This window comes from Verrucomicrobiia bacterium (genome assembly GCA_035946615.1).
Taxonomy (GTDB): domain Bacteria; phylum Verrucomicrobiota; class Verrucomicrobiia; order Limisphaerales; family UBA8199; genus DASYZB01.
Window position 1 is genome coordinate 14,478 of record DASYZB010000115.1, and the last position, 20,975, is coordinate 35,452.

Genomic DNA, 20,975 nt, shown 5'->3' on the forward strand with positions numbered 1-20,975 from the left:
TGGTTGGGCTGGCGCTGGCGTTCTGTTGCTGGTTGCCTGTCGGGGTCCATGCCGCCGAACAAAACCCCAATGCTGCCTGCCTCGATTGCCACTCGGATAAGACCCTCTACAAGACCAATGCCGCCGGCAAGGCCATCTGGCTCTTCATAGACGAAGCCAAGTTCTCGCGCGCCATCCACAACACCAACACCTGCGCCAGTTGCCATGCAGATATCACGCCCAAGCATCCGGATGACAATGTGTCGGCCAAACCGGTTAATTGTGCTGCTTGTCACGCGGAGGAGGGACGGCAATATGCCGCTAGCATTCACGGGGTGAGCCATACACTCGGGGCTTCTGGCGCCGCCAATTGCTGGGATTGCCACGGTTCACACAATATTCTTCCCGCCAAGCACGCCGATTCCCCGGTGTTCAAGTTGAACCTGCCCAACACCTGCGCCGCTTGTCACACTAACTCCGGCATCACTAAAGAGTACCAGATGAAGTACCCCGAGGCAGCCGCCCAATACATGGATAGCATCCATGGCCGGGCGTTGCTGAAGATGGGCCTGATTGTCGCTCCTTCCTGCAACGATTGTCATGGGGTGCATGACATCAAACGGGCTGTCGATCGTGATTCGCCCATCAACCAGGCCAACGTCGCCAGGACCTGCGGCAAGTGCCACGTCAAAGTGGAACGAATCTATAATAACAGCGTTCATGGCCAATTGCTGGCCAAAGGCGATAAACGCGGGCCGGTCTGCACAGATTGCCATACGGCGCACCAGGTCGAGAACCCGCAGAACGGGCATTTTAAAATGATCAGCGACCAGCGCTGTGGCCGCTGCCACGAGGATCGCCTGGCGCATTATCGCGACACTTACCACGGCAAGGCCATGGCCCTGGGCAAACCGAACGCCGCCTCGGATGTGGCCGCCTGCTACGATTGCCATGGCCATCACGATGTCCTGCCGGCAGCCAACCCGCTCTCCCGCTTGTCCCGGACGAATATCCTGGCCACTTGCCAGCAATGTCACCCTGCGGCCACTATCGGCTTTACACTCTATAAGCCCCATGCCAATCCGCTGGATGGCAAGAACTACCCGCTGCTTCATCTGACATTCCTGTCCATGACCTCTTTGTTGGTCGGCGTGTTCGTCTTCTTTGGCGCGCACACGGGGGCCTGGCTGTTTCGGGCCGGATATTTATACCTGCACGATTCAAAGGCATTTCGCGAGGCCAAGATCAGCTCGCAAGAGGGAGGCGAATGGTTCACCCGCTTTGCGCCTTTCGAGCGCTTCCTCCATTTCCTGGTAGTCACCAGCTTTCTCCTCCTGGTCATTACCGGCATGCCCCTGAAGTTCTATTACGCAGACTGGGCCAAGACGATGTTCAACATCATCGGCGGCGCCGAAACGGCCCGCGCCCTGCACCGCCTCGGGGCGCTGGTGACTTTCCTCTACTTTGGACTCCATTTGAGCGCGCTGTTGGCCAGGTCCTGGAACGGGCGCAAACATATCCGCGACCCGCAGACTGGCCAATGGAGTCTCAAACGGCTTTGGCATACGGTCTTTGGCCCCGATTCCATGATGCCGACCCTGCAGGATTGGCGCGATTTCGTCGCCCACAACCGCTGGTTCTTCGGCAAAGGACCTCGCCCCCAGTTTGATCGCTGGACTTATTGGGAGAAGTTCGATTACTTCGCCGTTTTTTGGGGCGTGCTCATCATCGGCTCGTCAGGGCTTATCATGTGGTTTCCGACCTTCTTCACCCGGTTTCTGCCGGGATGGATTATTAACATTGCCTTAATCATCCACTCCGACGAAGCCCTGCTGGCTGCGGGATTTATTTTCTCGATCCACTTCTTCAACACCCATTTCCGCATCGAGAAGTTCCCCATGGACACCGTTATCTTCTCTGGCCGCGTCTCTAAAAACGAAATGCTTCATGAACGCAAACGGTGGTATGACCGGCTCGTCGCCGAAGGGCATCTTGATGACTTCCGCATCCGGGACGAATGGCTGCGCTGGAAAAGCATCGCTCGGACCTTCGGCTACTTCTTCTTCGGGCTGGGAGTGATTTTGCTCGTCCTCATCCTCTACGCGATGGTGACGCGCCTGACGCACTAAAGCCGGGTCCCGGCATTTTATTTGCCATTTAGCGTGCCATTATGGTGTCTTGAGTGGTATTGATATTGAACCTGCTGATGGGCGCGCGCTTCAGTAGCCGAGAAGCCCCGAAGCCCGGGGCATGGCGTTAGGCCAGCCTGGGGCAAAGACCCCAGGTTATTATTCCAAGGGTTGCGGCATGATAAAGAGGTGAAGCGGGTAAATGCTGTGACCGTTCCATGAATCGGAAGCGTCTGTTTTTGATCATCGGCACCTTAATTCTTTTTTTAGCGGCTGCCGTTTTGAATGCCACCAGCTCGCAAGGTGCTCCGGCGGGCTCGTCGTCATCGGGCTCACTGAACCTGCGCGATCTGCTGCTCGACTGGTCGATCATCGCCATTGTCGTCGGCACGTTATTCGTCAACGCCAACGGTCCTGGCCGGACGCGCTGAGCTGGCGCTGGCTTTACGCCTGTGCGCTGCCCGACCCTCCTTGATGCGCCTCTCGATGCATGGGGAGCCGGTTCCCCTTTTTCCATTCTAAGGCATGCAAAAAAAGCGAAGGAAAGGGCAACGAATGTAGAGAGATTTTACGGCCCAAGCCGAACCTTGGCTTGGTTATGTGTCACATCCGAAGCGGATTGGCCCTGCTGGCCGCTGGACTCTATGTGGTTGTTGCCGCCCCTGGAGTTCGTGCTGCCTCGATCGAGCGGCTTAAGAACAGCGCCTGTCTCGATTGCCATTCGGATAAAACCCTCTACAAAACCAACGCGGCGGGCAAAGCCATCTCGCTGTTCGTCGATGAAGCCAAGCTGGCTGCCTCGGTTCATAAGACTAACACGTGCGCCAGTTGCCACAGCGATGTCACCGCGAAACATCCCGATGATAACTTAGCCGTCAAAGCCCCCGATTGCGCCCGGTGTCACGAAAAGCAATCCGAAAGTTATGGGGCCAGTGTGCACGGGCTGGCCCTGGCACGGGGCCAGAAGGCGGCGGCCACTTGCAGCGATTGTCATGATGGCCACGCCATCCTTCCGCCGAGCTCGCCGGAGTCGCCGCTCCACTGGTCGCGCCTGACGGCCACATGCGGAGCCTGCCATCCGCAAGCGGCCAAAGACGTTGCTGAAAGTGTTCATGGCCAAGCCATCGCCCAGGGCCATCGCGACGCGCCCACCTGCACCGATTGCCATTCCGAGCACAAGATCGTGGCGCTCAAGGGCAGCTCCTCGCTCGAAATATCAGCCCAAATCTGCAGTAACTGCCATGCTTCCGAGAGGCTGAACACCAAATACAACCTCCCGCCCGACCGAGTAAAGACCTTCTTCGAGAGCTATCATGGGCTGGCGGCTGAATATGGTTCAACGGTGGCTGCCAATTGCGCCAGTTGTCATGGATTCCATAAGATACTCCCCTCAACCGACCCGCGCTCGACCATCAATAAAGCCAACCTGGTGGTGACTTGCGGCAAATGCCACCCGGGGGCGACGGCAAATTTTGCCCAAAGCAAGGTGCATGTGGATGCCGCCTCCGCCAGCGGCGGCAACGCGGCAGGTGAGAAGATCAACTGGTGGATTCGCCGGGTGTACCTCGGGCTTATCGTCCTTACCATTGGATTCATGCTGGCCCACAACCTCTTGGTTTTCGGCAGGAAAGTGGCTGCCCGCTATCGAGCCGCTAACCTTTCGGTTCTGCGCATGAACGCTTCACAGCGTTTCCAACACGTGGTCCTGGCGGCCAGTTTCATCATCCTGGCCATCACCGGCTTTGCATTGAAATTCCCCGATTCCTGGGTCGCAAAGCTGTTGGGCTCGAACGAAATGTTCCGGCGGTGGACCCATCGGGTTGCGGGCATCGTCCTGTTGGGCGCTGGCCTTTATCACCTGGCCTATATTCTGACCCGCAAGGAAGGACGCCAACTCGTCAAAGATTTGTTCCCGAGCAAAAAGGACCTCACGGACCTCGTGCAGACCGCCCGCTATTTGCTGGGGTTAGGCGGGCAAAAGGCCAGGATTGGGCGGTTCGGCTACGCCGAGAAGATGGAGTATTGGGCCGTTATTTGGGGAACAATCATTATGGGGGTCACAGGACTAATGATTTGGTTCAAGATGGATGTGACCCGTTTCCTTCCGCGCTGGATTGTTGATGTCGCCCTTACAGTCCATTACTACGAGGCGATACTGGCCTGCCTGGCCATTGTGGTTTGGCACTTCTATCACGTCATCCTCGACCCGGATATCTATCCTCTTAACTGGGCTTGTTGGAAAGGAAAAGTCACACCCGAATGGCAGCAGGAAGAGCACCCATTGGACAAGTCCGCGCCCGGCATGGCCGAGTCAGATACGCAGACCCCACCTGCCGAAAGCCGCCTTGATGAAGCGGTACATCATTAAGAGCCTGTCGAATGACTCTGTGCTCTTACCGCATGACTACGCAGAACAGGTCCGAGCCCGCCGCGTGGTAGCGCAAAGCCAACTCCACATTGTTGAGCCCGTAGCGGACGCATATCTCCGCCGCTTCCACGGCGTCAGAAAAGCTGTCGGCTTCTTCGGCATTGCTCGTCCAACCCCCATGCTTGAAGTAGGCGCGAGAGGCGCGATGCCGCAAAACGCGTTTGACCCTGCTCTCGATGTCGGTTCCATTCGTTGTTTTGGCAGACATAAGTTCCCCCACTCTTTCTAAGATAGCACCATTCTGAGGCGTAGCGGCCTGGAGAACAATGGGGTGCTGACCCCAAGAAAATTCTGCCATAGAGAAGCCAAAAAATGCAAAGCCATCGACAAAGGATGTAAAGCAGCTTTCCTGCAATCCAGAAGAATGACCCCTGATGAAACCTGCTGCCAAGACGGACTGGGTCCTGGGCTTGCTGACTGGCGCCTTTATAGGGCTGGCGGCGGCCTTTTCTTTGGACCTTTGGAGCCGGCCGGTGCGCCTGGCGCCCATCCCCCTGGTCGATACCAATTTCATCAGCACGGCCACAGCCCGGGTTTCGGCGGTGGACCTGCTGGCCAGCGGGGGCGACATGTCAGATTTCGACTGCTACGCCTGCCACGAGAAGAATAAGCCGCCCAAATTGCAGTTCAAAGCAGATGGGGACATCATCGTGCCGCCGGAGCACAAGGACATCGTGATGGGCCATGGCCGGCATCATCGCAACAACAACTGCTTCAACTGCCATGATGAGACCAACCTGGTTTTACTGGAGACGCGCGACGGACGGCACTTGAAAATCACCGAAAGCCCGGCCCTGTGCGGGAGTTGCCACGGCCCCACCTACCGGGATTGGGAGGCGGGAGTGCATGGGCGCACCAGCGGCTACTGGAGACGCGACCTGGGGCCAATCGATCGAAAGGTGTGTGTTTCGTGCCACAACCCGCATGCGCCGCCGTTTCCATCGCGCCAACCCGCGCCCGGCCCGCACCCGCTGCATCCCATCCTGGCCGAGGCGCCGGCGGCTGAACCGTCCAATTAAATTGACTTATGCCTGATTCTCCTCCTCCGGGCGATATCTCCCGGCGCGGTTTCCTGCGCAATTCCGCGGTCCTGGCCTCTGGCGTCGCCGCCCTGGCCGCCAGCCTCGCTCCGCTGCGCGAGTTGAAGAACTACACCTCGGTCGAACAATTCCTGCAGAAGCATTACAAGGAAATGACTCCGGCTGAGATGCAGAAGGTGCTCGACCGCATCGCCCGCGAAGTCGAGCAGCAATACCACCTCCGTCCGACGGTGCGCGATTACAAGCCGATGGATGGGGTCGAGTTCATCTATTGCCTGAATCTGACCCGCTGTATCGGCTGCCGCAAATGCGTCCATGCCTGCGTGGCCGAAAACAACCAGTCGCGCACCCCGGAAATCCAATACATTCGCGTGCTCAAAATGCCGCATGGTTCGCTCGATATGGAAAAAGGCGACCACAATTACGCGCCGGAGTCAGTGCCGGAAAAGGGGTTCTTTTACATGCCGGTCCAATGCCAGCATTGCAAGAACCCGCCGTGCGTCAAGGTCTGCCCGACCAAAGCGACGTGGCAGGAACCCGACGGCATCACGGTCATCGATTACGACTGGTGCATCGGCTGCCGTTATTGCGAAGCGGCCTGCCCGTACTTTGCCCGCCGCTTTAACTGGACCAGCCCCAGCGTGCCTAAAGAACGGCTGAACCTGGACATGTCCTACTTGGGGAATCGTCCCCGCAAACAGGGGGTGATGGAAAAATGCCATTTTTGCGTCCAGCGCACACGTCGGGGAAAGTACCCCGCCTGCCTGGAGGTCTGTCCTGCCGGGGCGCGCAAATTCGGGAACGTATTGGACCCTGAAAGCGAGGTCGCCTACATCCTGAAGAACAAACGGGTCTTCATCCAGCTCAAGGAGGAGTTGGGGACCTCCCCCCGTTTCTTTTATTACTTCGACGTATGAACCTGCGGGCTAAAACGAGAAATTACCTGGTCTTTTTGGCCCGTTGCGGGCGCATCGCTTTCGTGGGCGACTGGCGTTATTACATCTGGATGGGCCTGTTGAGCGTCGTCATCCTCCTGGGGATTAATGCCTGGGCCAAACAGTTCGTCAATGGCCTGATTGTCACGGGCATGAGCGACCAGGTTTCCTGGGGTGTGTACATCGCCAACTTCACTTTTATCGTGGGCATCGCGGCGGCCGCCGCCATGCTGGTCATCCCGGTCTATATTTATAATAACAAGGAATTGCATGATCTGGTTATCTTCGGGGAATTGCTCGCGGTTGCGGCCATTCTGATGTGCCTGGCGTTCGTCACGGTGGACTTGGGGCGGCCCGATCGATTCTGGCATTTAATCCCCGGCATCGGCCAGTTCAATTTCCCCGGCTCAATGCTCAGTTGGGACGTGATCGTGTTGAACGGCTATTTGCTGCTCAACGTGCATATTTGCGGTTACCTGCTCTATTGCCGGTATCTAGGCAAAAAACCGGCCAAATGGTTTTATATTCCGTTTGTCTTCATTGCCATTGCCTGGGCTGTTTCCATCCACACAGTCACCGCCTTTCTTTATGTCGGCCTGGGCGGGCGGCCATTCTGGAATTCCTCGATTGTCGGGCCGCGTTTTCTGGCGTCTGCCTTTACCGCAGGTCCTGCCCTGATCATCCTGGCCTTGCAGATCATCCGCCGCGTGACCGATTACCAGATCAGTGACCGGGCTTTGCTGACCTTGCGCAGCATTGTCCAGGTGTCGATGCTCATCAACGTCTTCCTCCTGGTGAACGAAATCTTCAAAGAGTTCTATACTCGCACGTCGCACGTGGCCTCCTCGAGGTACCTCTATGTTGGCCTTCACGGTTATCATGCGCTGGTCCCCTGGATTTGGGTAGCCATCGTGTTCAACCTCGTCTCGATGACGCTCCTGGTGCTGCCGCTGAGCCGCAGCCTGCGTTACCTGAACCTCGCGTCGTTTCTGGCTATTGTGGGCATCTGGATCGAAAAAGGCATGGGCCTGGTAGTGCCCGGCTTCATTCCCACACCTCTGGGTGAGATGGTCGAATACACCCCCTCGCTCAACGAGACTCTGGTTTGCCTGGGAATTTGGTCTTTTGGTTTGCTTTGTTATACGCTCTTCCTTCGGATGGCCATCCCCATCCTTCAGGGCCGCCTGTGCAGGGCTAATGAAGGCATGCCGGCCCAGGCGTCGGACGCCGGAGCGTAAAGCGACTGGCCCTGATTTAGACACACTTGTCCCATTTCGGGCCAATTCCACTCCTTTTTGCCCTGGCAAGCAAGGTGCTCTCTCAGCCGCGAGATACCTTATGGATACGATTAATGTACTTTTAGCTAACGCGGATCGGCGCACCAATAACCTCATCGAGGCCATGATCCTCGATGTCTGTTTCAACCAGGCCGTGGTCCATTTCGTGCGCGCCCTGCGCATCGACGAATTCGCAACCGCCGGCTCTCGGGCGGCCTTTGACCTGATCCTCGTGTCGCCGGACAATCTGCTGCCGGAAGCCACGCGGCGCAACGGCTCGGTTGGCATTGAGGAAGTGACCAGCGCTGTGCGGGAAATCAAGCGCCGGCACAAGAATCCGATTGTGGCGTTCTCTGTCCCCACAGACGCCGAGTATTACATGACCGAAGCGGGAGCGGAGGTGGTGCTGGGTCGTCCGTTTGCCATGGATTCCCTGAGGGCTGAGGTTCGGCGCCTGCTGAGAATGCCCGCGCACGTCCATGAGGTGGTCGAGGTCCCGGCTCCCAACCGTTGGGCATTTGCCCAGCGCCTCTTCAGCGGTTTGCAGCGCTCTAAAAGCGCCCAGCCGCTGTCTCCTGCCTCGAGGTCGATGCCTGGATTGGCCGGCAACCAGGTAGAAGAACTCCTGAGCGAGTGAATAGCCATACATTCGGCTTTTTGCGGCGCCCTGCTATTACGCGACCCTTAGCCCAAACCATCTTTATGGAGCGTGGCCTTCAAGAGGGACCTTTGCGCCTTATTCCCGAGGGTTAAACCTGGATTCGCGCGCTAATTGTTCCCAGAGCTTGCGTTCTGATTCGCTCACGCGTGTGGGCACTTCAATCCGGGTTACCACGATCAAATCTCCGCTGCCATCGTTTCGTTGCGGCAGACCGCGCCCGCGCAGGCGCAGTTTCTGGCCGCTGTGGGTGCCCTGGGGTATCTTGATATCGACTCGCCCATCGAGTGTTGGGACGGAAATCCTGGCCCCGAGCACCGCTTCCCAGGGAGTAATTGAGGTCTCGCAAATCAGGTTATGGCCCTCGACCTCAAAATCCGGGTGCTTGGCAAAACGCACTCGCAGGAAAAGGTCCCCGGCAGCCCCGCCGCCCAAGCCGGCCTCGCCGCGACCGGCGATGCGTAAACGCTGCCCTTCGGTAACGCCGGCGGGGATTTTGACCTGGTAAGTGTCGGTCTTGGCGACCTGGCCGGTGCCACCGCAGACATTGCACACATGGCGCGCCCGCTGGCCTGTGCCGCCGCAATGTTCACAAGGAACCCCATGCCGCACAGAGACCGAGCGCACCGAGCCGCGCATCGCCTCTTCGAGAGTGACCATAATGTCTCCCTCGATATCCTGCCCGCGCTCCGTCGCCAGGTCTTCCTCAGCCATGCCTCCGCGCCTGCCGAACCCCTTGGCCCCCCGCGCGCCGAAGAGTTGCTCAAAAAAGTCGCTGAAGCCGGTGCCTCCGAAGTGAAACTCGTACTCCTCACCGCGCGGGCCGCGCCCTGGAAAGCCCCCTGCACCGAAGGACCCCCAGCCCGGCGGCGGCCTGAATTCAGAGCCGGAACTCCAGTTAGCCCCCAGCTCGTCGTACTTCTTGCGTTTGGCCGGATCGCTCAATACTTCATAGGCCTCGTTAATCTCTTTGAATTTTTCTTCCGCTTGCTTTTTGTTTTTGGCGACGTCAGGGTGGTACTCGCGCGCGAGTTTGCGGAAGGCCTTCTTGATGTCGGTCTCGCTCGCATCCCGCGCCACGCCCAGGATTTGGTAATAATCTTTGTATTGAACAGGCATAGATGCCTCTCCCCATGATGCCTGCGCAGCCCGATTTGTCAAAAGGAGGCGCTCCGCTCGAAAATGGCTTATTTGGAATTAAACAGGCGATGGACCGCCGTTGCCTGAGACCAATTTAGGCGGAGCCAGTTCCACGGCTGGCCCCGGAGGGTCTTCGTCCTGCTTGGGCGATCGGCCAATGAGGGCGTTGAATGCCTGGGCGTCCAGGGTTTCACTTTCGAGCAGTTTCCCCGACACCAGATCAAGTTGGTCCCGATGCCGCTCCAGTATGTCTTTGGCCTCTCCATAGGCCTGGTCGAGGATTCTCTTGACCTCGACATCGATTTCCTGGGCGGTGCGCTCGCTGCAATCGCGTTGAAAATTTCCGTCCATTCCCGCCAGGTGCATCCCATTCTGCCGCGTGGCGCAATGAACCAGCCCGACTGTGTCGCTCATGCCGAACAGGCAGACCATTTGGCGGGCCAGCGCGGTGGCATGTTCGAGGTCGTTTTCGGCGCCGGTAGTGACTTCCTGAAAAACAACCTCTTCAGCCGCTCGGCCACCCAGCATTCCACGAATCCGGTCCAGCAGTTGAGAGCGGCTCATGAGAAACTGGTCGTCTGTGGGTAATTGGAGGGTATAGCCCAAAGCAGCCCGGCCACGCGGGATGATGCTGATCTTGTGGACAGGGTCGGCGTATTTGCTGTGGGCAGCCACCAGGGCGTGGCCGGTTTCGTGGTAAGCCACCAGCCTCTTTTCCTGCTCCTTCAAACGCCGGCTCTTGCGCTCGGGGCCGGCGACAACTTTCTCGACGGCATCTTCGAGGTCCTTCTGCTCGATTTCCCTGCCGTGGCGGCGGGCGGCCAGCAAGGCGGCTTCATTGACCGCGTTGGCTAAATCGGCGCCGGAAAAACCAGGGGTCGCCTGGGCAACCCGGCGCAAATCAACGTCTCGCGCCAGTGGCTTTCCACGCACATGGACCTTGAGAATGGCCTGCCGGCCATCAATATCCGGGGCATCGACAACCACCTGCCGGTCAAAACGTCCGGGCCGCAACAACGCGCGGTCCAGCACGTCGGGTCGATTGGTCGCCGCCAGCACAATGACCCCGGCATTTGCGGCGAAGCCGTCCATCTCGACGAGCAATTGGTTGAGGGTTTGTTCGCGTTCATCGTTGACCGCCCCGACATGCACGCCGCGCTGGCGGCCAATGGCGTCCAGTTCGTCGATGAATACAATGCACGGCGCCTTGGCCTTGGCCTGCACGAACAAATCCCGCACTCGCGCGGCCCCCACCCCGACGAACATCTCAACGAAATCGCTCCCGCTGAGTGAAAAGAATGGCGCATGCGCCTCGCCAGCCACGGCCTTGGCCAGGAGCGTTTTGCCGGTGCCGGGCGGGCCGATCAGCAACACCCCCTTCGGGATATTTGCCCCAATGGATTTGTAGCGTTCAGGATGCTTGAGAAAATCCACCACCTCTTGCAGCTCGTATTTGGCTTCTTCGCACCCGGCCACATCGCCGAATGTGACTCCGGTTTCTTTCTCGGCAACCAGGCGCGCTTTGCTTTTGCCAAAGCTCAGGATGGACTCGCCCGCACTGCCCAGGCGCCGTCCGATAAAGGACCAGATCAGCACCATAATCCCCAAGGGCACAATCCACGACAGCAAGAACTGAGAGAAGAACCCGGGGCGCTCACCGGTGTATTGAACCCCGGCTCCCTGAAGTTCATCGACCAGCTTGGGGTCCTCAACCCGCACAGTGCGGAACAGGAAAGGCTTTGTTTCCGCTGTTTGAGCGCTCTTGGCGGCTGCGGCGTTGGTCGAGGTTTCCGCAGGTTTGCCCGCTGATTGGGCCTTGGGTCTGATTTCTCCTTGGATGTCGTCCTCGCGCACAACGCATTTGACGACCTCATGGTGCTGGAGGTAATGCTTGAACTCGCTGTAGGGGATCGTGCGGTAGGAAAACTGGCTCAAGGTGCTTTGCCAGAACCAAAGCAGCAGGAGCATCAGGGGCAGATACCAAAGGGGTGAACTCCACTTGGGCACTTTGGGTCGCAGGTCCTTCTTAGGTGGTGGTTCGCGATTGTCCATATTTTTGCCGCTCCTGAATGCGCAGGGTAAGTTAAGGCTGCTTTGGTTGATTCGCTAGTGAGAATCGTCCCCGGACAGGAACCCTTGGCAGGGCCAATGACAAGGTCAGTTCCAAACCTTTGTAGGAGACGGCGTAAGGAGTCCCTGATCAAGATTGTCAACTGGCCGCTTTTGGTTCACCCGGAAGTTGCTGATCAGAGACTTCTTACGTCGTCTCCTACACTCAGGAATTGCGGCTCGTTGCTACGACTCCGTCATTAATCCCGAGGAACCCTTGGCACAGGGGAGTTTGCAACATTTAAAGAATGTAAGAATGGTTTAACCAAATCATTACTTGCAATTGCCGTCCCGCGTGTGCATATTCGTGTCGTACCACTCAACCAACGTCCTGTCATGAATTGGACGGATGAACCAGCCACTGAGCAGCAACTGGCGCTCTTGCGAAACTCAGGCTATGTGGTTGCTCGGCCCTTGACGCTTACCGAAGCGGCGCGCCTGATACGTCAATACAAGTACCCGGGACGCCAGCCCAGGCCAGCGGTCTCCGCTAACCCTCCGGTTTCCGATTCAGACCAGAGAGAGGAATCTGGCGGGTTGAAATCTTCGAGTTCGGGCGATTTCATAAGCGAAAGCACCCGAATGCAGGCCCATCGGCTTCGTACAGCCTGCGATTCAGCAAAACAGGCCCTGGCCGCAATGTCTCAGGCGCCCAATGTGCGAGCCGATGCCGCTTCCGCTATGGCCGCCCGGCAGGAATTCTGGCTGGACACATGCCGCGAAGTGAAGGAGATGCATGTTGGTTCGATGCAGGTCTTTGAGCTGTATCAAAAGCATGGCTGCCGCTTCTTCGCCCCCACTCGCGAGCAGGCCCAGGAGGTGCTCGATGCCTTGGATGGCGCCGTGCCCTTGTGGGACCGCGAGCATCCGGGCTTGTTTTATCAGACCCTGGAATTGAACTTTCCTCATCTGGTGCGCCGCTGTTGAAGGTGGTTGCGTCGTGCTTGAGCCTCGGGCGTGCGACCTCAACCGTGGCTTCCTTCGCGGAGGCGAATCGTCGGAAACAGCAGCTTCAATGTGCCCTCGCTTACCCTTCCGGCGGTTTCCAACTCGAGCCCCAACCCATTCCCCTCGGAAATGACTTGGTGCATTCCTTATCCGCTTCCTCTAGGATGCAGGCTGAAAAATCAGACTTTGGTTCCAAATGCGTGGTCCGTGTACAATTGAGAAGCGGAGAATGGCTTGCATCTTCTTGCGGGCAGCAATCGCTTGGGGGTGGGTGGCGGGAACTCTTTCCGCCGCACCGGTCCAGATTGCTTCTTTCCCTTCAGGCGGTACCGGTTGGCAGTTGGGCACGATTGCGGTTGGGAACCTCGACAGCTCGCCTGATTTGGAAATTGTTGTGCCCTATCGCGATTCCAGCGGGAGTTGGTTTTTGGATGCATTCAAATACACCGGACAACGGCTGCCGGGGTTCCCTTACGCGGCAGGAGGCGACCCGATCAATGTTTCGCCGACCCTCTTTGACCTGGATGGCGATGGGCGAGACGAAATCCTTTTCACCCGTGGCAATCACGTCATCGCTTTGCGCGGTGACGGGTCGGTGATGTGGTCCAACACGGTCGATTCGGCTTCTTACGTTCCTAATGGAGGCTACCAAACGGTCACGAATGGATTTTATTGGTGGCCGACGGGCGCCTGGCTGAATCACCTCCCAGCAGGCGCAGTGTTTTCCTCAGAGGTCTCGCCTCCGATGGTGATGGACCTCAACGGCACGGGCAATTACGAGGTAATTACAGCCTGGAAAATCCAGCCCGACCCCCTCACGGGCGGCCAGGATTATAACCCGTTTATCTTTCCCATTTTCGGCGTGGGCCAGTGGGGCACGATGGGCGAGAGTTGGTCGGGCGGCGTCGTCACCTTCACTGCCGCCACGGGCCGTCAGGATTTCGTGTATCATCTGCATCAATTGGTTGAAGCAGGACTGGCAGTCGGCAGGGCCAACCCCACCGGGCCGTTGAACATTTACGCGCTCAACGATAGCGACAGTGTCGTTTGCTTCGATAAATCGCGCCCGTTCGGTCTCTGGGGAAAAGGCATGCTGCACAAACAATTCGGCAAGAACCAGCGGCTGATGACTGGTTCCTACCAAGTCCCAATCGACATCTACACCGCCGATATTGACGGAGATGGCCTCGACGAGGTGCTGGTGGCCGGCACACAACTCAGCTCGCAGTGGCAACCGAACGAAACAATCCTCGATGACGATGGGGGCATTCTCTGGCGGCATTGGCTGCCGCACGTGAATTTGACAAACAACTCCGGCTGGCTCAACAGCGCGTCACTTATTCCTGTGAACCCCGACCACGACAACCACATTGACGTATTGGGCTGGAACCAATCGTATGAGCTGACGTACCGCTATTGGGACGGTATCGAACTGGTGGACCATGCAGGGTGGCCGAAGGATTTCTATCCGCTGCTGCCTACGCCGCCCGTGGTAGGTGATGTGGATGGAGACGGCGCCGAAGAAATCGTCGTTGGCACCTACGATCCGACCGGCGCCACGGGCAACGGCGAACTGCGCATTTATGCTTTGGACGGGACGCTCAAGGAAAGCGTGCCCGTGGCCGGCGGGATCAAACAAATTCCGGCGCTCGCTGATGTGGAAGGTGTGGGCCGGCTGGATGTCGTCTGCCGCAGCACGCTGGGCCAGATGTATATCTGGAACTTCGGCTCGAACAGCACGAACCTGCTTTCCTGGGCGACACACCGTGGAAACATGCGGCGGGACGGTAATTGGGGCGTGTCGCTCTACCCTGCCGGCACGCCGACGGTCAATGTCCGCACCGCGGGGTACAATCGGACAAGCTTCAGTTGGACCGGACCGACGGCGCCAGAGTATTACCGCATTTTCCGCGCAGACCAGGCCAGCGGGCCATTTGTGCAAATCGCCACCTTGACTCCCGGTACGACTAATTACACGGACTACGGTCTTCGGGCAGGCTGGCAATACTTTTACGAGGTCGGCGCGGTATATACTGGCCGGACCGTACTCTCGGCGCCCTTCGCGCTGCTGCCGTTGCTGAACGGAAACCTTGTGGCCAATTCGGGTTTCGAGCGAGACGATAACTGCCGCTGGGACAAGTGGTTTACCGGGACAATTGCAATGACCAATATGTGCGTCAGCACCAACATTGCCTACCAGGGCAATCGTTCGATGCAGATTCTGCTCGATAACCAGGCCGACAACAGCACCATCGCTCAGAACAACCAGTATGGCATACCCGATTCCTCGATCGATGTCATCCCCGGCGCCTTCTACAGCTTCGGCTGTTATTTCAAAAGCACGGGCCTCTCATTCCCATCGGAACATTGGCTCGAATGGAGTTCGACAAAAACCGGGTCAAACACCAACACTCGTCCTGCACTGCCCGATCCATTCTATTACACGCCGCATTTCTCTGCCGGGCCGGCTCCCGTGGACTGGACTTACGTCAACCGCACGTTTCAGCTCCCGGCCGGTTTCCCAAATATCGAACTGCGGCATCGCTACAGCATCACCGGGGCTGGAAGCGGGTCGATTTATCTGGATGATGTTTTCTTCAGACAGATACCGAACCCCGGCGCGACCAGCTGGAGCACAATAGTTCCCTTCGGGGCCGTATGGCGCTACATGACCAACCCGCCGCCGGCCAATTGGTTTTCGGCGCGCTTTGATGACCGCTCATGGCCCCTAGGCAGGGCCAAATTTGGCGCCGGCAGCGGCCCCACTAATATCGTGACCCGCTTGCCCCAGCTCTTGCCCAATTTCTATTTCCGCAGGCAGTTCACCCTGGCTTCAACAAACATCGAGGAACTTCTTCTTTCGGCAACGTGTACGGATGTCTCGGTTGCCACTATTTACCCGCTCGGGTTGTTCCTCAATGGCATTGGGATTCCGGCGGTGATCGATACGGTGACGATGCAGGGAAATGAAACGCGCTACTTCGACCTGACGCCCTACGCGTCATTGCTGCAAATCGGCACGAACACCATTGCAGTGGAAATCGGAAACACCTGGTCTGACTACGACGACATCGCTTTCGACATTTCCCTGAAGGGGGTCATGTACCACCCCATACTGCCCTGCGTATCGTTGCAATGGTCAAACGCGGTTGGTCCAATCCTGTCAGTAGAAAGCCCTGCGGACACCATATGGCAACTTCAATCCTCCGATACAATTCCCCAGAAGGATTGGCAGGTGCTCCAAACGTTCACCAACACCAGCGGTGGGGCGCAAAGCTTCCTGGACACCGGCCAAAACGGACGCACCCCCCCGGGAACCACCACCAACCGGTTTTATCGTGTGGTCCCGTATTGAAGAAAGCTTTCCTGGAATGCGCTATTTTTGTGCCAGCGCAGTCTCGATCGCTTGCGTCACCTCCGGTGAGTCAGGGGTGGTTTTGGGTTCGAATCGCTTGATTATCCGCCCATCTCGATCTATCAGGAACTTGCCGAAATTCCATTTGATGTCTCCCGGAAAAGGTGAATCCTTCCCGGCCAGCGCAACGTACAGCGGATGGCGGTTGGCTCCGTTCACTTCCAGCTTATCAAAAAGCGGGAAGCTGACGCTGTATCGGCTCGAACAGAACTCCTTGATTTGGCTGTTGCTGCCCGGCTCCTGCCCCGCGAACTGATTGCACGGAAAACCGAGCACGGTGAACCCTTGGTCTTTGTACTTTTCATGAATGGCCTCGAGCGCCTTGTATTGTGGAGTCAGCCCGCACTTTGAGGCAACGTTCACGATGAGCAGCACCTTGCCTTTGTATGCACCGAGAGAGGTGGCTTTCCCGTCAATATCCTTGAGCGGGATATCATAAAGCGGACTGGCAAAAGCAAGCGTGGCGGTCATAATCAGGGCCAATGCAATCAAGTAGGCAGACTTCATGACACATCGGTAGCACGCCCCGCCGGTTTGTCAACGATTCCTCAGAAATAATGCTCGAAAGCGTTAGGCAGCGATCGTGCGGTTTTCGACCCGGACTGCTGACGAGTTTCTCCACATTCCCCTTTGACCCTCATCTCTTTCGTGAAGATCTGGGGAAAAATGGGACTCGCGGGAGTCTTTTCAATTATTTAGTAAGGGGGGAAACTCATTGACAAAAGTGTCGCTGATATAAAATTGAAATGAGCCAAATGATGCGGAACGTCGAGAATGCATTCCTGGGTTCCAGTCCGGGGGACGATTGCCAACGGGCAAATCTCGTATCTCACGGCGGTGAGCAGTTTAGCGCGTTCCTTTTTGTGGCACTGGTTTTCTTCTCCATTCTTACAGTGGCGCCGGCGCGCGAGCGTATCACCCTCGCGGTGCTTCCGCCCCAGAACACTACCGGAGAGGCGGATTGCGATCATTGGCAATACACGCTGGCCCTCCTGCTGAAGGCTCAACTTCAGGAAACAGAAGCCCTTTGCATCCTGCCGCGCGGTTCCGGTCGTTTCCAATCAGACTCTTGCGCGCAGTTCTGCTGTAGCGACCTGTCCAAAGCGCCGGGAGCGGTATATGACCTGGCACGTGAAACAGGCAGAAAGATAGGCGCCGACCGAGTGGTATGGGGAAACTACGCGGTCGAAGGCCAGAATCGTCGGTTGACTGTCTGGGTTGCAGGTGTCGGCACTGGCGACGCATCCGGACCTTTCACTGCGGAGGCGTCCGATTGGCTTGGGGTAGTCTGTAAAACCAGGAGGTGTATCCTCAAGGCGCTAGGAGTCGTTCCCACGCCTGAAGAGAAGAAGAAGATGGACTTTCCGGTGACAACTTCTGCCCTAGCCCTGGAGTTCTTTAGCCGCGCGCTTGGAGCCGAGAATGCTGGTGATGCGGCAGCCGCTATCGAGCAATACCTGCGCCAGTCGATCGCGCTGGACCCAAATTTCGCGATTGCGCAGGAGTCCCTAGGAAGCGTCTTGGCAGCGCAGAACCTATGGGATGAAGCCGCCGATGCCGTTCGCAACGCTATCGCACTGAGACCTGATCGATCGGTTGGCCACCAACTCTTGGGAGAGATCCTCTTTACCAAAGGTGCCTGGGAAAATTCCAAAGACGAGCAACGGTTTGCGAAGCAAGAGCTTTTAAAGGCGAAGGAGATGGATCCGGAGAATCCCGATACGCTTGAATCTCTGGGACTGTTCTATGGGCACGTGGACGACAAATGGGAGGAAGCCATTTCGCTCCTGCGCTCGGCCCAGAGGCTTTCACCCAATAGCGCATCGCTCCACATGGACTGCGTTGAAGCTTATTTCAATTTAGCTCAACGGGACAAAAGCGCTCGAAGAGGCGCAAATAACTGAGAGCTGCTTGACTACAAATAGCGAGGCGGTTCTGAGCAGGCTCGCAGGATTCAATGATGCCTTAAATGATACCGAGAAGGCTGCAAACCTTTACGAACGCTTCATCGCCCGCGCCGAGCCTCAGGGGGTATTCCCGCTTGCGGTCCAGTCCGCGTATGCGGCGCTGAGGCGTTTGAAACCCCGCTTGACGCCGCATTTTGTGCCGGCGGTCCCTCCACAATCTTTCACGCCCGAAGCCTTGAAGAGGGCTTTGCGCGCGCGGTTGACCCCCCACGAGTTTGGCCTGGCAAAGAATCCTTTGGCCGCAACGCCTCAGATGGCAAAATTTGCACATCAGTTAGTTGGCGATGCACCCAACGATATGGAGAAAGCGCGCCGCTTGTTTTACGGGTTGGTGACGCGCATTGATTTCAGTTCCGGATTCAATCCACCATTTGAAGACCGTGAGCGCACGGCTGCACAGACCTTTAAGGCTTGGTCGGACCCCTGGGCGCGGATCGTTTGCCAGGATTACGCGTTCCTGTATGTCGCCTTGGCTCGGGAGGTGGGGCTGCAGGCGTGGCCGGTTTGGATAATAAGGGATTGTCGCGGCCGCCTTGTGTCTCACGTCTGCGCCGGCGTGTTCGTGAACGGAAAGACTCTGCTTGCAGATCCTTCTTATCGCTGGTTTGGCGCTCCACACGAGGAATACCAATTCGAGGATGATCTTCAAGCCATAGCAGCGTACATGGCTCAGTCTCGGTCGGACACTATCGCTCTGGACAAGCTCGCCGAAAAGCTTATGCCGGATTGGCCTTGGGTTCGTTTCTGCCTGGCAATGGACCTCGCGCAAGAAGGCCGGTTCCCGGAAGCTCGAATGGCACTTCAGTCGGGTATCGAGATAGACTCAAAAATTTGGTGGGGATCGTACGCTCAGGGTGTGGTTGACGTTTGCGAAAAGAAAGGGGCTGAGGCAGTCAAGCGCCTGCGTGAGGCTCTAAACTCGAATCCAGATTTTCCTCTGATTCGGTATGAGCTTGGGCGGGCATACCAACTGGACGGGAAGCTGCGTGATGCGCGCGAGGAGTTTTGTCTCTACTTGCAGGGCGACGTTGACTGGCGGCCCGCAGGCGATGCCCGGCGGGCGATTGATAGAATTACCCGGCAACTGCAATCCGAGGACAAAGCGAACCACCTGGACGCTGCCGCCTACGCAGCCCGCGCCAGCACGTTTTTTACGCAAGGCATGTATTTGGACTCCATTGAAGATTGCAGCAACGCGATCCAGCTAGAGCCGAAGAACCCCAAATTCTACTTGCTTCGCTCTTATGCCTATTACCGCAACCATGAAGAAAACCTATCGTTGGCGGATTTGAGTACCGCGATCGATCTCAATCCGAGGAATGCAACCGCCCTGGACCAGCGGGGATATGCGTATATGGAGCAATCACATTTCGAGCAGGCGCTCGCAGATTTTTACCAATCCATCCGGCTCGATCCAACGAACTACATGCCCTATGCGCACTTGGCTTGGGTTCGAGCTTCCTGTCCGGTTGCATTTTTCAGAAATGGAAAGGAAGCACTCGATGCCGCAAAACGTGCCTGCGAACAAGAAGGCTGCAAGGAGTTTGGCGGATTGGAACTTTTGGCCGCGGCTTATGCCGAAACTGGCGATTTTGACGCGGCGATCAAGTACCAGAAGCAGGCTTTGGCGGCTAAGGGTTCTCCTGCAGAAATGCGTGAGAATATGGCATCAACACTGCGGTTATATGAGCAACACCGCCCCCACCATTTTCACCCCTGACTATCGGGAAGGGCACATGATTCCTCAATTCTTTTTTCTTTCCCCAAATGCGCGGCGGACGAAGGGGCCAAGCACCATGACCCCAATCGTCGTCGGGAGCCTGAAGAATCGGAAATTCACATAGCTGAACAAAGCCGTGATGGTGATCAGCAACGCGATGATTTGGAGCATGGTCAAACGGCGCTTCCTGAGTTAAGGCTCAGGGCGGCTCGCCGACCCCCTCTCCTGCTTTGGAGGAGAGGGCGGGAAGAGGATGCCCTTTACCTTCCTCGACATTAAGGCGCTCGTACTGTGTCGCTGATGTCATACGGGGCCCCTCCGTTGCACTCTCCGCGCAGACGGATTACAATTTGGCATTGACAGTTGACCGAAAACCATGAACCCATTCTCTATGAAAACCTTTCTCGCTTTGCTCGCGCTGCTTGCCCTGTGTGTTGCCCTCAGCGGCTGTGAAGATCACGACACCGACGTGGACAGCGTCCCGCCCAACGCGTGGTTGCCGCTCTAATTATAGCCCGCCACTTAAGTTCGTCGCGAAAGACTGCCAGATCCCTCTGTCCTACGTTCTCGGGAAGTTTGGAGACGAGAATTCGAGCCTGCCTGCTTCGAATGGAACCGCGATCGAGCAAATCCAGCCCTGAAAGCTTATTCGCAGGCTCGATTCGGGCGCGGAACTTCCGCCGCCAGCGGGGGAAAAAGCCGTGGCGCCGCAATTCCAATTCTACCGATGGCCATGCGATGGATGAGGGACATGAAGCATTTGGCCAGGAAATCGAATGGAGGCGCCATCGGGTTATGCCTTCCGCCTTCCAGAGTCAGCGCGCTATGGCCGGAGGCCGGTCAAAAGAGCCGGCAGGACCGTTTGCAGCACGAGCGCTTCAACTCGCTCGGGAGATCCGGCAACTGGCTGAACCCCAGCTTGCAGCGGATGAAGCGCATCGAGGTTGGCCCATTGGGCAGATTCGACATCGTTCCTGGTTCTTACGCCTATAAGGTGGTCCCGGTTGCCACTGCGGGGCTAGTGACCGTACTGCCGTCAAGGGTGATCGCGGTTTGGGCCAACAGTCGGCCGTTAATTGAGGCGCCCGTCGCAAGGCTGATCGCAGTTTGGCACATCACAATCCCCTCGGAGTGAGCGGTCGTTACCAGGGAGACGTCTCCGGCGGATTCGTTTGCGGCATTGCAAATCGTCGGCGTTGGCAATTGGTCCTCCCTGAAAAGATTCTATTG

Annotated in this window: 17 protein-coding genes; 11 read left to right on the forward strand and 6 right to left on the reverse strand. The window is 57.3% G+C overall.

All coding sequences use genetic code 11. The features are described from left to right. Nucleotides 1-32 precede the first annotated feature (32 nt). From VG146_16695 to VG146_16705, 3 genes are all read left to right on the forward strand, one after another. Nucleotides 33-2,108, forward strand: a complete 2,076-nt coding sequence (locus VG146_16695; protein ID HEV2393993.1) for a hypothetical protein — start codon at nt 33-35, stop codon at nt 2,106-2,108. Between the two features lie 218 nt (nt 2,109-2,326). Continuing rightward, nucleotides 2,327-2,539 (forward strand): hypothetical protein, encoded by a 213-nt coding sequence (locus VG146_16700; protein HEV2393994.1) that lies wholly within the window; start codon nt 2,327-2,329, stop codon nt 2,537-2,539. A 167-nt stretch (nt 2,540-2,706) separates the two neighbouring features. Continuing rightward, a complete protein-coding gene (locus VG146_16705; GenBank protein ID HEV2393995.1) occupies nt 2,707-4,476 on the forward strand; it encodes a cytochrome b/b6 domain-containing protein in 1,770 nt (589 codons plus the stop codon). A gap of 25 nt (nt 4,477-4,501) precedes the next feature. Here the strand turns inward: VG146_16705 and VG146_16710 are convergent, their stop codons facing one another. Next, complete coding sequence (locus tag VG146_16710) at nt 4,502-4,744, reverse strand: hypothetical protein (GenBank protein HEV2393996.1); 243 nt, start codon at nt 4,742-4,744, stop codon at nt 4,502-4,504. Nucleotides 4,745-4,910: 166 nt separating this feature from the next. Between VG146_16710 and VG146_16715 the strand changes: the two genes are divergently transcribed. The 4 genes from VG146_16715 to VG146_16730 all read left to right on the forward strand — a co-directional run bounded on the left by VG146_16715 (nt 4,911) and on the right by VG146_16730 (nt 8,425). Then, the gene (locus tag VG146_16715) at nt 4,911-5,555 is read left to right on the forward strand and encodes a hypothetical protein (protein ID HEV2393997.1); all 645 of its coding nucleotides are present in this window, start codon (nt 4,911-4,913) and stop codon (nt 5,553-5,555) included. An 8-nt stretch (nt 5,556-5,563) separates the two neighbouring features. After that, a complete protein-coding gene (locus VG146_16720) occupies nt 5,564-6,493 on the forward strand; it encodes a 4Fe-4S dicluster domain-containing protein (GenBank protein ID HEV2393998.1) in 930 nt (309 codons plus the stop codon). Further along, nucleotides 6,490-7,749: an NrfD/PsrC family molybdoenzyme membrane anchor subunit gene (nrfD, locus tag VG146_16725; protein HEV2393999.1), complete on the forward strand. Its 1,260-nt coding sequence runs from the start codon at nt 6,490-6,492 to the stop codon at nt 7,747-7,749. Before VG146_16720 ends, nrfD begins: the two co-directional genes overlap by 4 nt. Before the next feature lie 100 nt (nt 7,750-7,849). Then, nucleotides 7,850-8,425 carry a hypothetical protein gene (locus VG146_16730; protein HEV2394000.1) on the forward strand — a complete coding sequence of 192 codons (576 nt, stop codon included), beginning with the start codon at nt 7,850-7,852 and terminating at the stop codon, nt 8,423-8,425. A 99-nt stretch (nt 8,426-8,524) separates the two neighbouring features. On the opposite strand, the gene VG146_16735 is transcribed toward VG146_16730, so the two are convergent. Together VG146_16735 and ftsH are read right to left on the reverse strand one after the other, a co-directional pair. Then, nucleotides 8,525-9,565 (reverse strand): DnaJ C-terminal domain-containing protein, encoded by a 1,041-nt coding sequence (locus tag VG146_16735; protein HEV2394001.1) that lies wholly within the window; start codon nt 9,563-9,565, stop codon nt 8,525-8,527. A gap of 78 nt (nt 9,566-9,643) precedes the next feature. Beyond that, nucleotides 9,644-11,638 carry an ATP-dependent zinc metalloprotease FtsH gene (gene ftsH / locus VG146_16740; GenBank protein ID HEV2394002.1) on the reverse strand — a complete coding sequence of 665 codons (1,995 nt, stop codon included), beginning with the start codon at nt 11,636-11,638 and terminating at the stop codon, nt 9,644-9,646. A gap of 393 nt (nt 11,639-12,031) precedes the next feature. Here ftsH and VG146_16745 point away from each other — a divergent pair, with 393 nt between their 5' ends. After that, nucleotides 12,032-12,622, forward strand: a complete 591-nt coding sequence (locus VG146_16745) for a hypothetical protein (protein HEV2394003.1) — start codon at nt 12,032-12,034, stop codon at nt 12,620-12,622. Nucleotides 12,623-12,872: 250 nt separating this feature from the next. Next, on the forward strand, nt 12,873-15,998 hold the full coding sequence (locus VG146_16750; GenBank protein ID HEV2394004.1) for a hypothetical protein: 3,126 nt from the start codon (nt 12,873-12,875) through the stop codon (nt 15,996-15,998). A gap of 21 nt (nt 15,999-16,019) precedes the next feature. Here VG146_16750 and VG146_16755 read toward each other — a convergent pair whose 3' ends face one another. Then, on the reverse strand, nt 16,020-16,529 hold the full coding sequence (locus VG146_16755; GenBank protein ID HEV2394005.1) for a glutathione peroxidase: 510 nt from the start codon (nt 16,527-16,529) through the stop codon (nt 16,020-16,022). A 422-nt stretch (nt 16,530-16,951) separates the two neighbouring features. Here VG146_16755 and VG146_16760 point away from each other — a divergent pair, with 422 nt between their 5' ends. Together VG146_16760 and VG146_16765 are read left to right on the forward strand one after the other, a co-directional pair. Next, nucleotides 16,952-17,962, forward strand: coding sequence for a hypothetical protein (locus tag VG146_16760; protein ID HEV2394006.1), 1,011 nt, complete (start codon nt 16,952-16,954; stop codon nt 17,960-17,962). Nucleotides 17,963-18,212: 250 nt separating this feature from the next. After that, nucleotides 18,213-19,745 (forward strand): tetratricopeptide repeat protein, encoded by a 1,533-nt coding sequence (locus tag VG146_16765; GenBank protein ID HEV2394007.1) that lies wholly within the window; start codon nt 18,213-18,215, stop codon nt 19,743-19,745. 24 nt (nt 19,746-19,769) lie between these two features. On the opposite strand, the gene VG146_16770 is transcribed toward VG146_16765, so the two are convergent. Next, the gene (locus tag VG146_16770) at nt 19,770-19,916 is read right to left on the reverse strand and encodes a hypothetical protein (protein ID HEV2394008.1); all 147 of its coding nucleotides are present in this window, start codon (nt 19,914-19,916) and stop codon (nt 19,770-19,772) included. 816 nt (nt 19,917-20,732) lie between these two features. Continuing rightward, the gene (locus VG146_16775) at nt 20,733-20,948 is read right to left on the reverse strand and encodes an ice-binding family protein (protein HEV2394009.1); all 216 of its coding nucleotides are present in this window, start codon (nt 20,946-20,948) and stop codon (nt 20,733-20,735) included. Between the last annotated feature and the right edge of the window lie 27 nt (nt 20,949-20,975).

Coding starts and splice junctions, on each gene's coding strand:
- ftsH (HEV2394002.1), bottom strand. CDS start 11,638: ATGGACAATCGCGAACCACCACCTAAGAAGGACCTGCGACCCAAAGTG.
- nrfD (HEV2393999.1), top strand. CDS start 6,490: ATGAACCTGCGGGCTAAAACGAGAAATTACCTGGTCTTTTTGGCCCGT.
- VG146_16745 (HEV2394003.1), top strand. CDS start 12,032: ATGAATTGGACGGATGAACCAGCCACTGAGCAGCAACTGGCGCTCTTG.
- VG146_16750 (HEV2394004.1), top strand. CDS start 12,873: ATGGCTTGCATCTTCTTGCGGGCAGCAATCGCTTGGGGGTGGGTGGCG.
- VG146_16715 (HEV2393997.1), top strand. CDS start 4,911: ATGAAACCTGCTGCCAAGACGGACTGGGTCCTGGGCTTGCTGACTGGC.
- VG146_16700 (HEV2393994.1), top strand. CDS start 2,327: ATGAATCGGAAGCGTCTGTTTTTGATCATCGGCACCTTAATTCTTTTT.
- VG146_16735 (HEV2394001.1), bottom strand. CDS start 9,565: ATGCCTGTTCAATACAAAGATTATTACCAAATCCTGGGCGTGGCGCGG.
- VG146_16720 (HEV2393998.1), top strand. CDS start 5,564: ATGCCTGATTCTCCTCCTCCGGGCGATATCTCCCGGCGCGGTTTCCTG.
- VG146_16770 (HEV2394008.1), bottom strand. CDS start 19,916: ATGCTCCAAATCATCGCGTTGCTGATCACCATCACGGCTTTGTTCAGC.
- VG146_16755 (HEV2394005.1), bottom strand. CDS start 16,529: ATGACCGCCACGCTTGCTTTTGCCAGTCCGCTTTATGATATCCCGCTC.
- VG146_16730 (HEV2394000.1), top strand. CDS start 7,850: ATGGATACGATTAATGTACTTTTAGCTAACGCGGATCGGCGCACCAAT.
- VG146_16710 (HEV2393996.1), bottom strand. CDS start 4,744: ATGTCTGCCAAAACAACGAATGGAACCGACATCGAGAGCAGGGTCAAA.
- VG146_16705 (HEV2393995.1), top strand. CDS start 2,707: ATGTGTCACATCCGAAGCGGATTGGCCCTGCTGGCCGCTGGACTCTAT.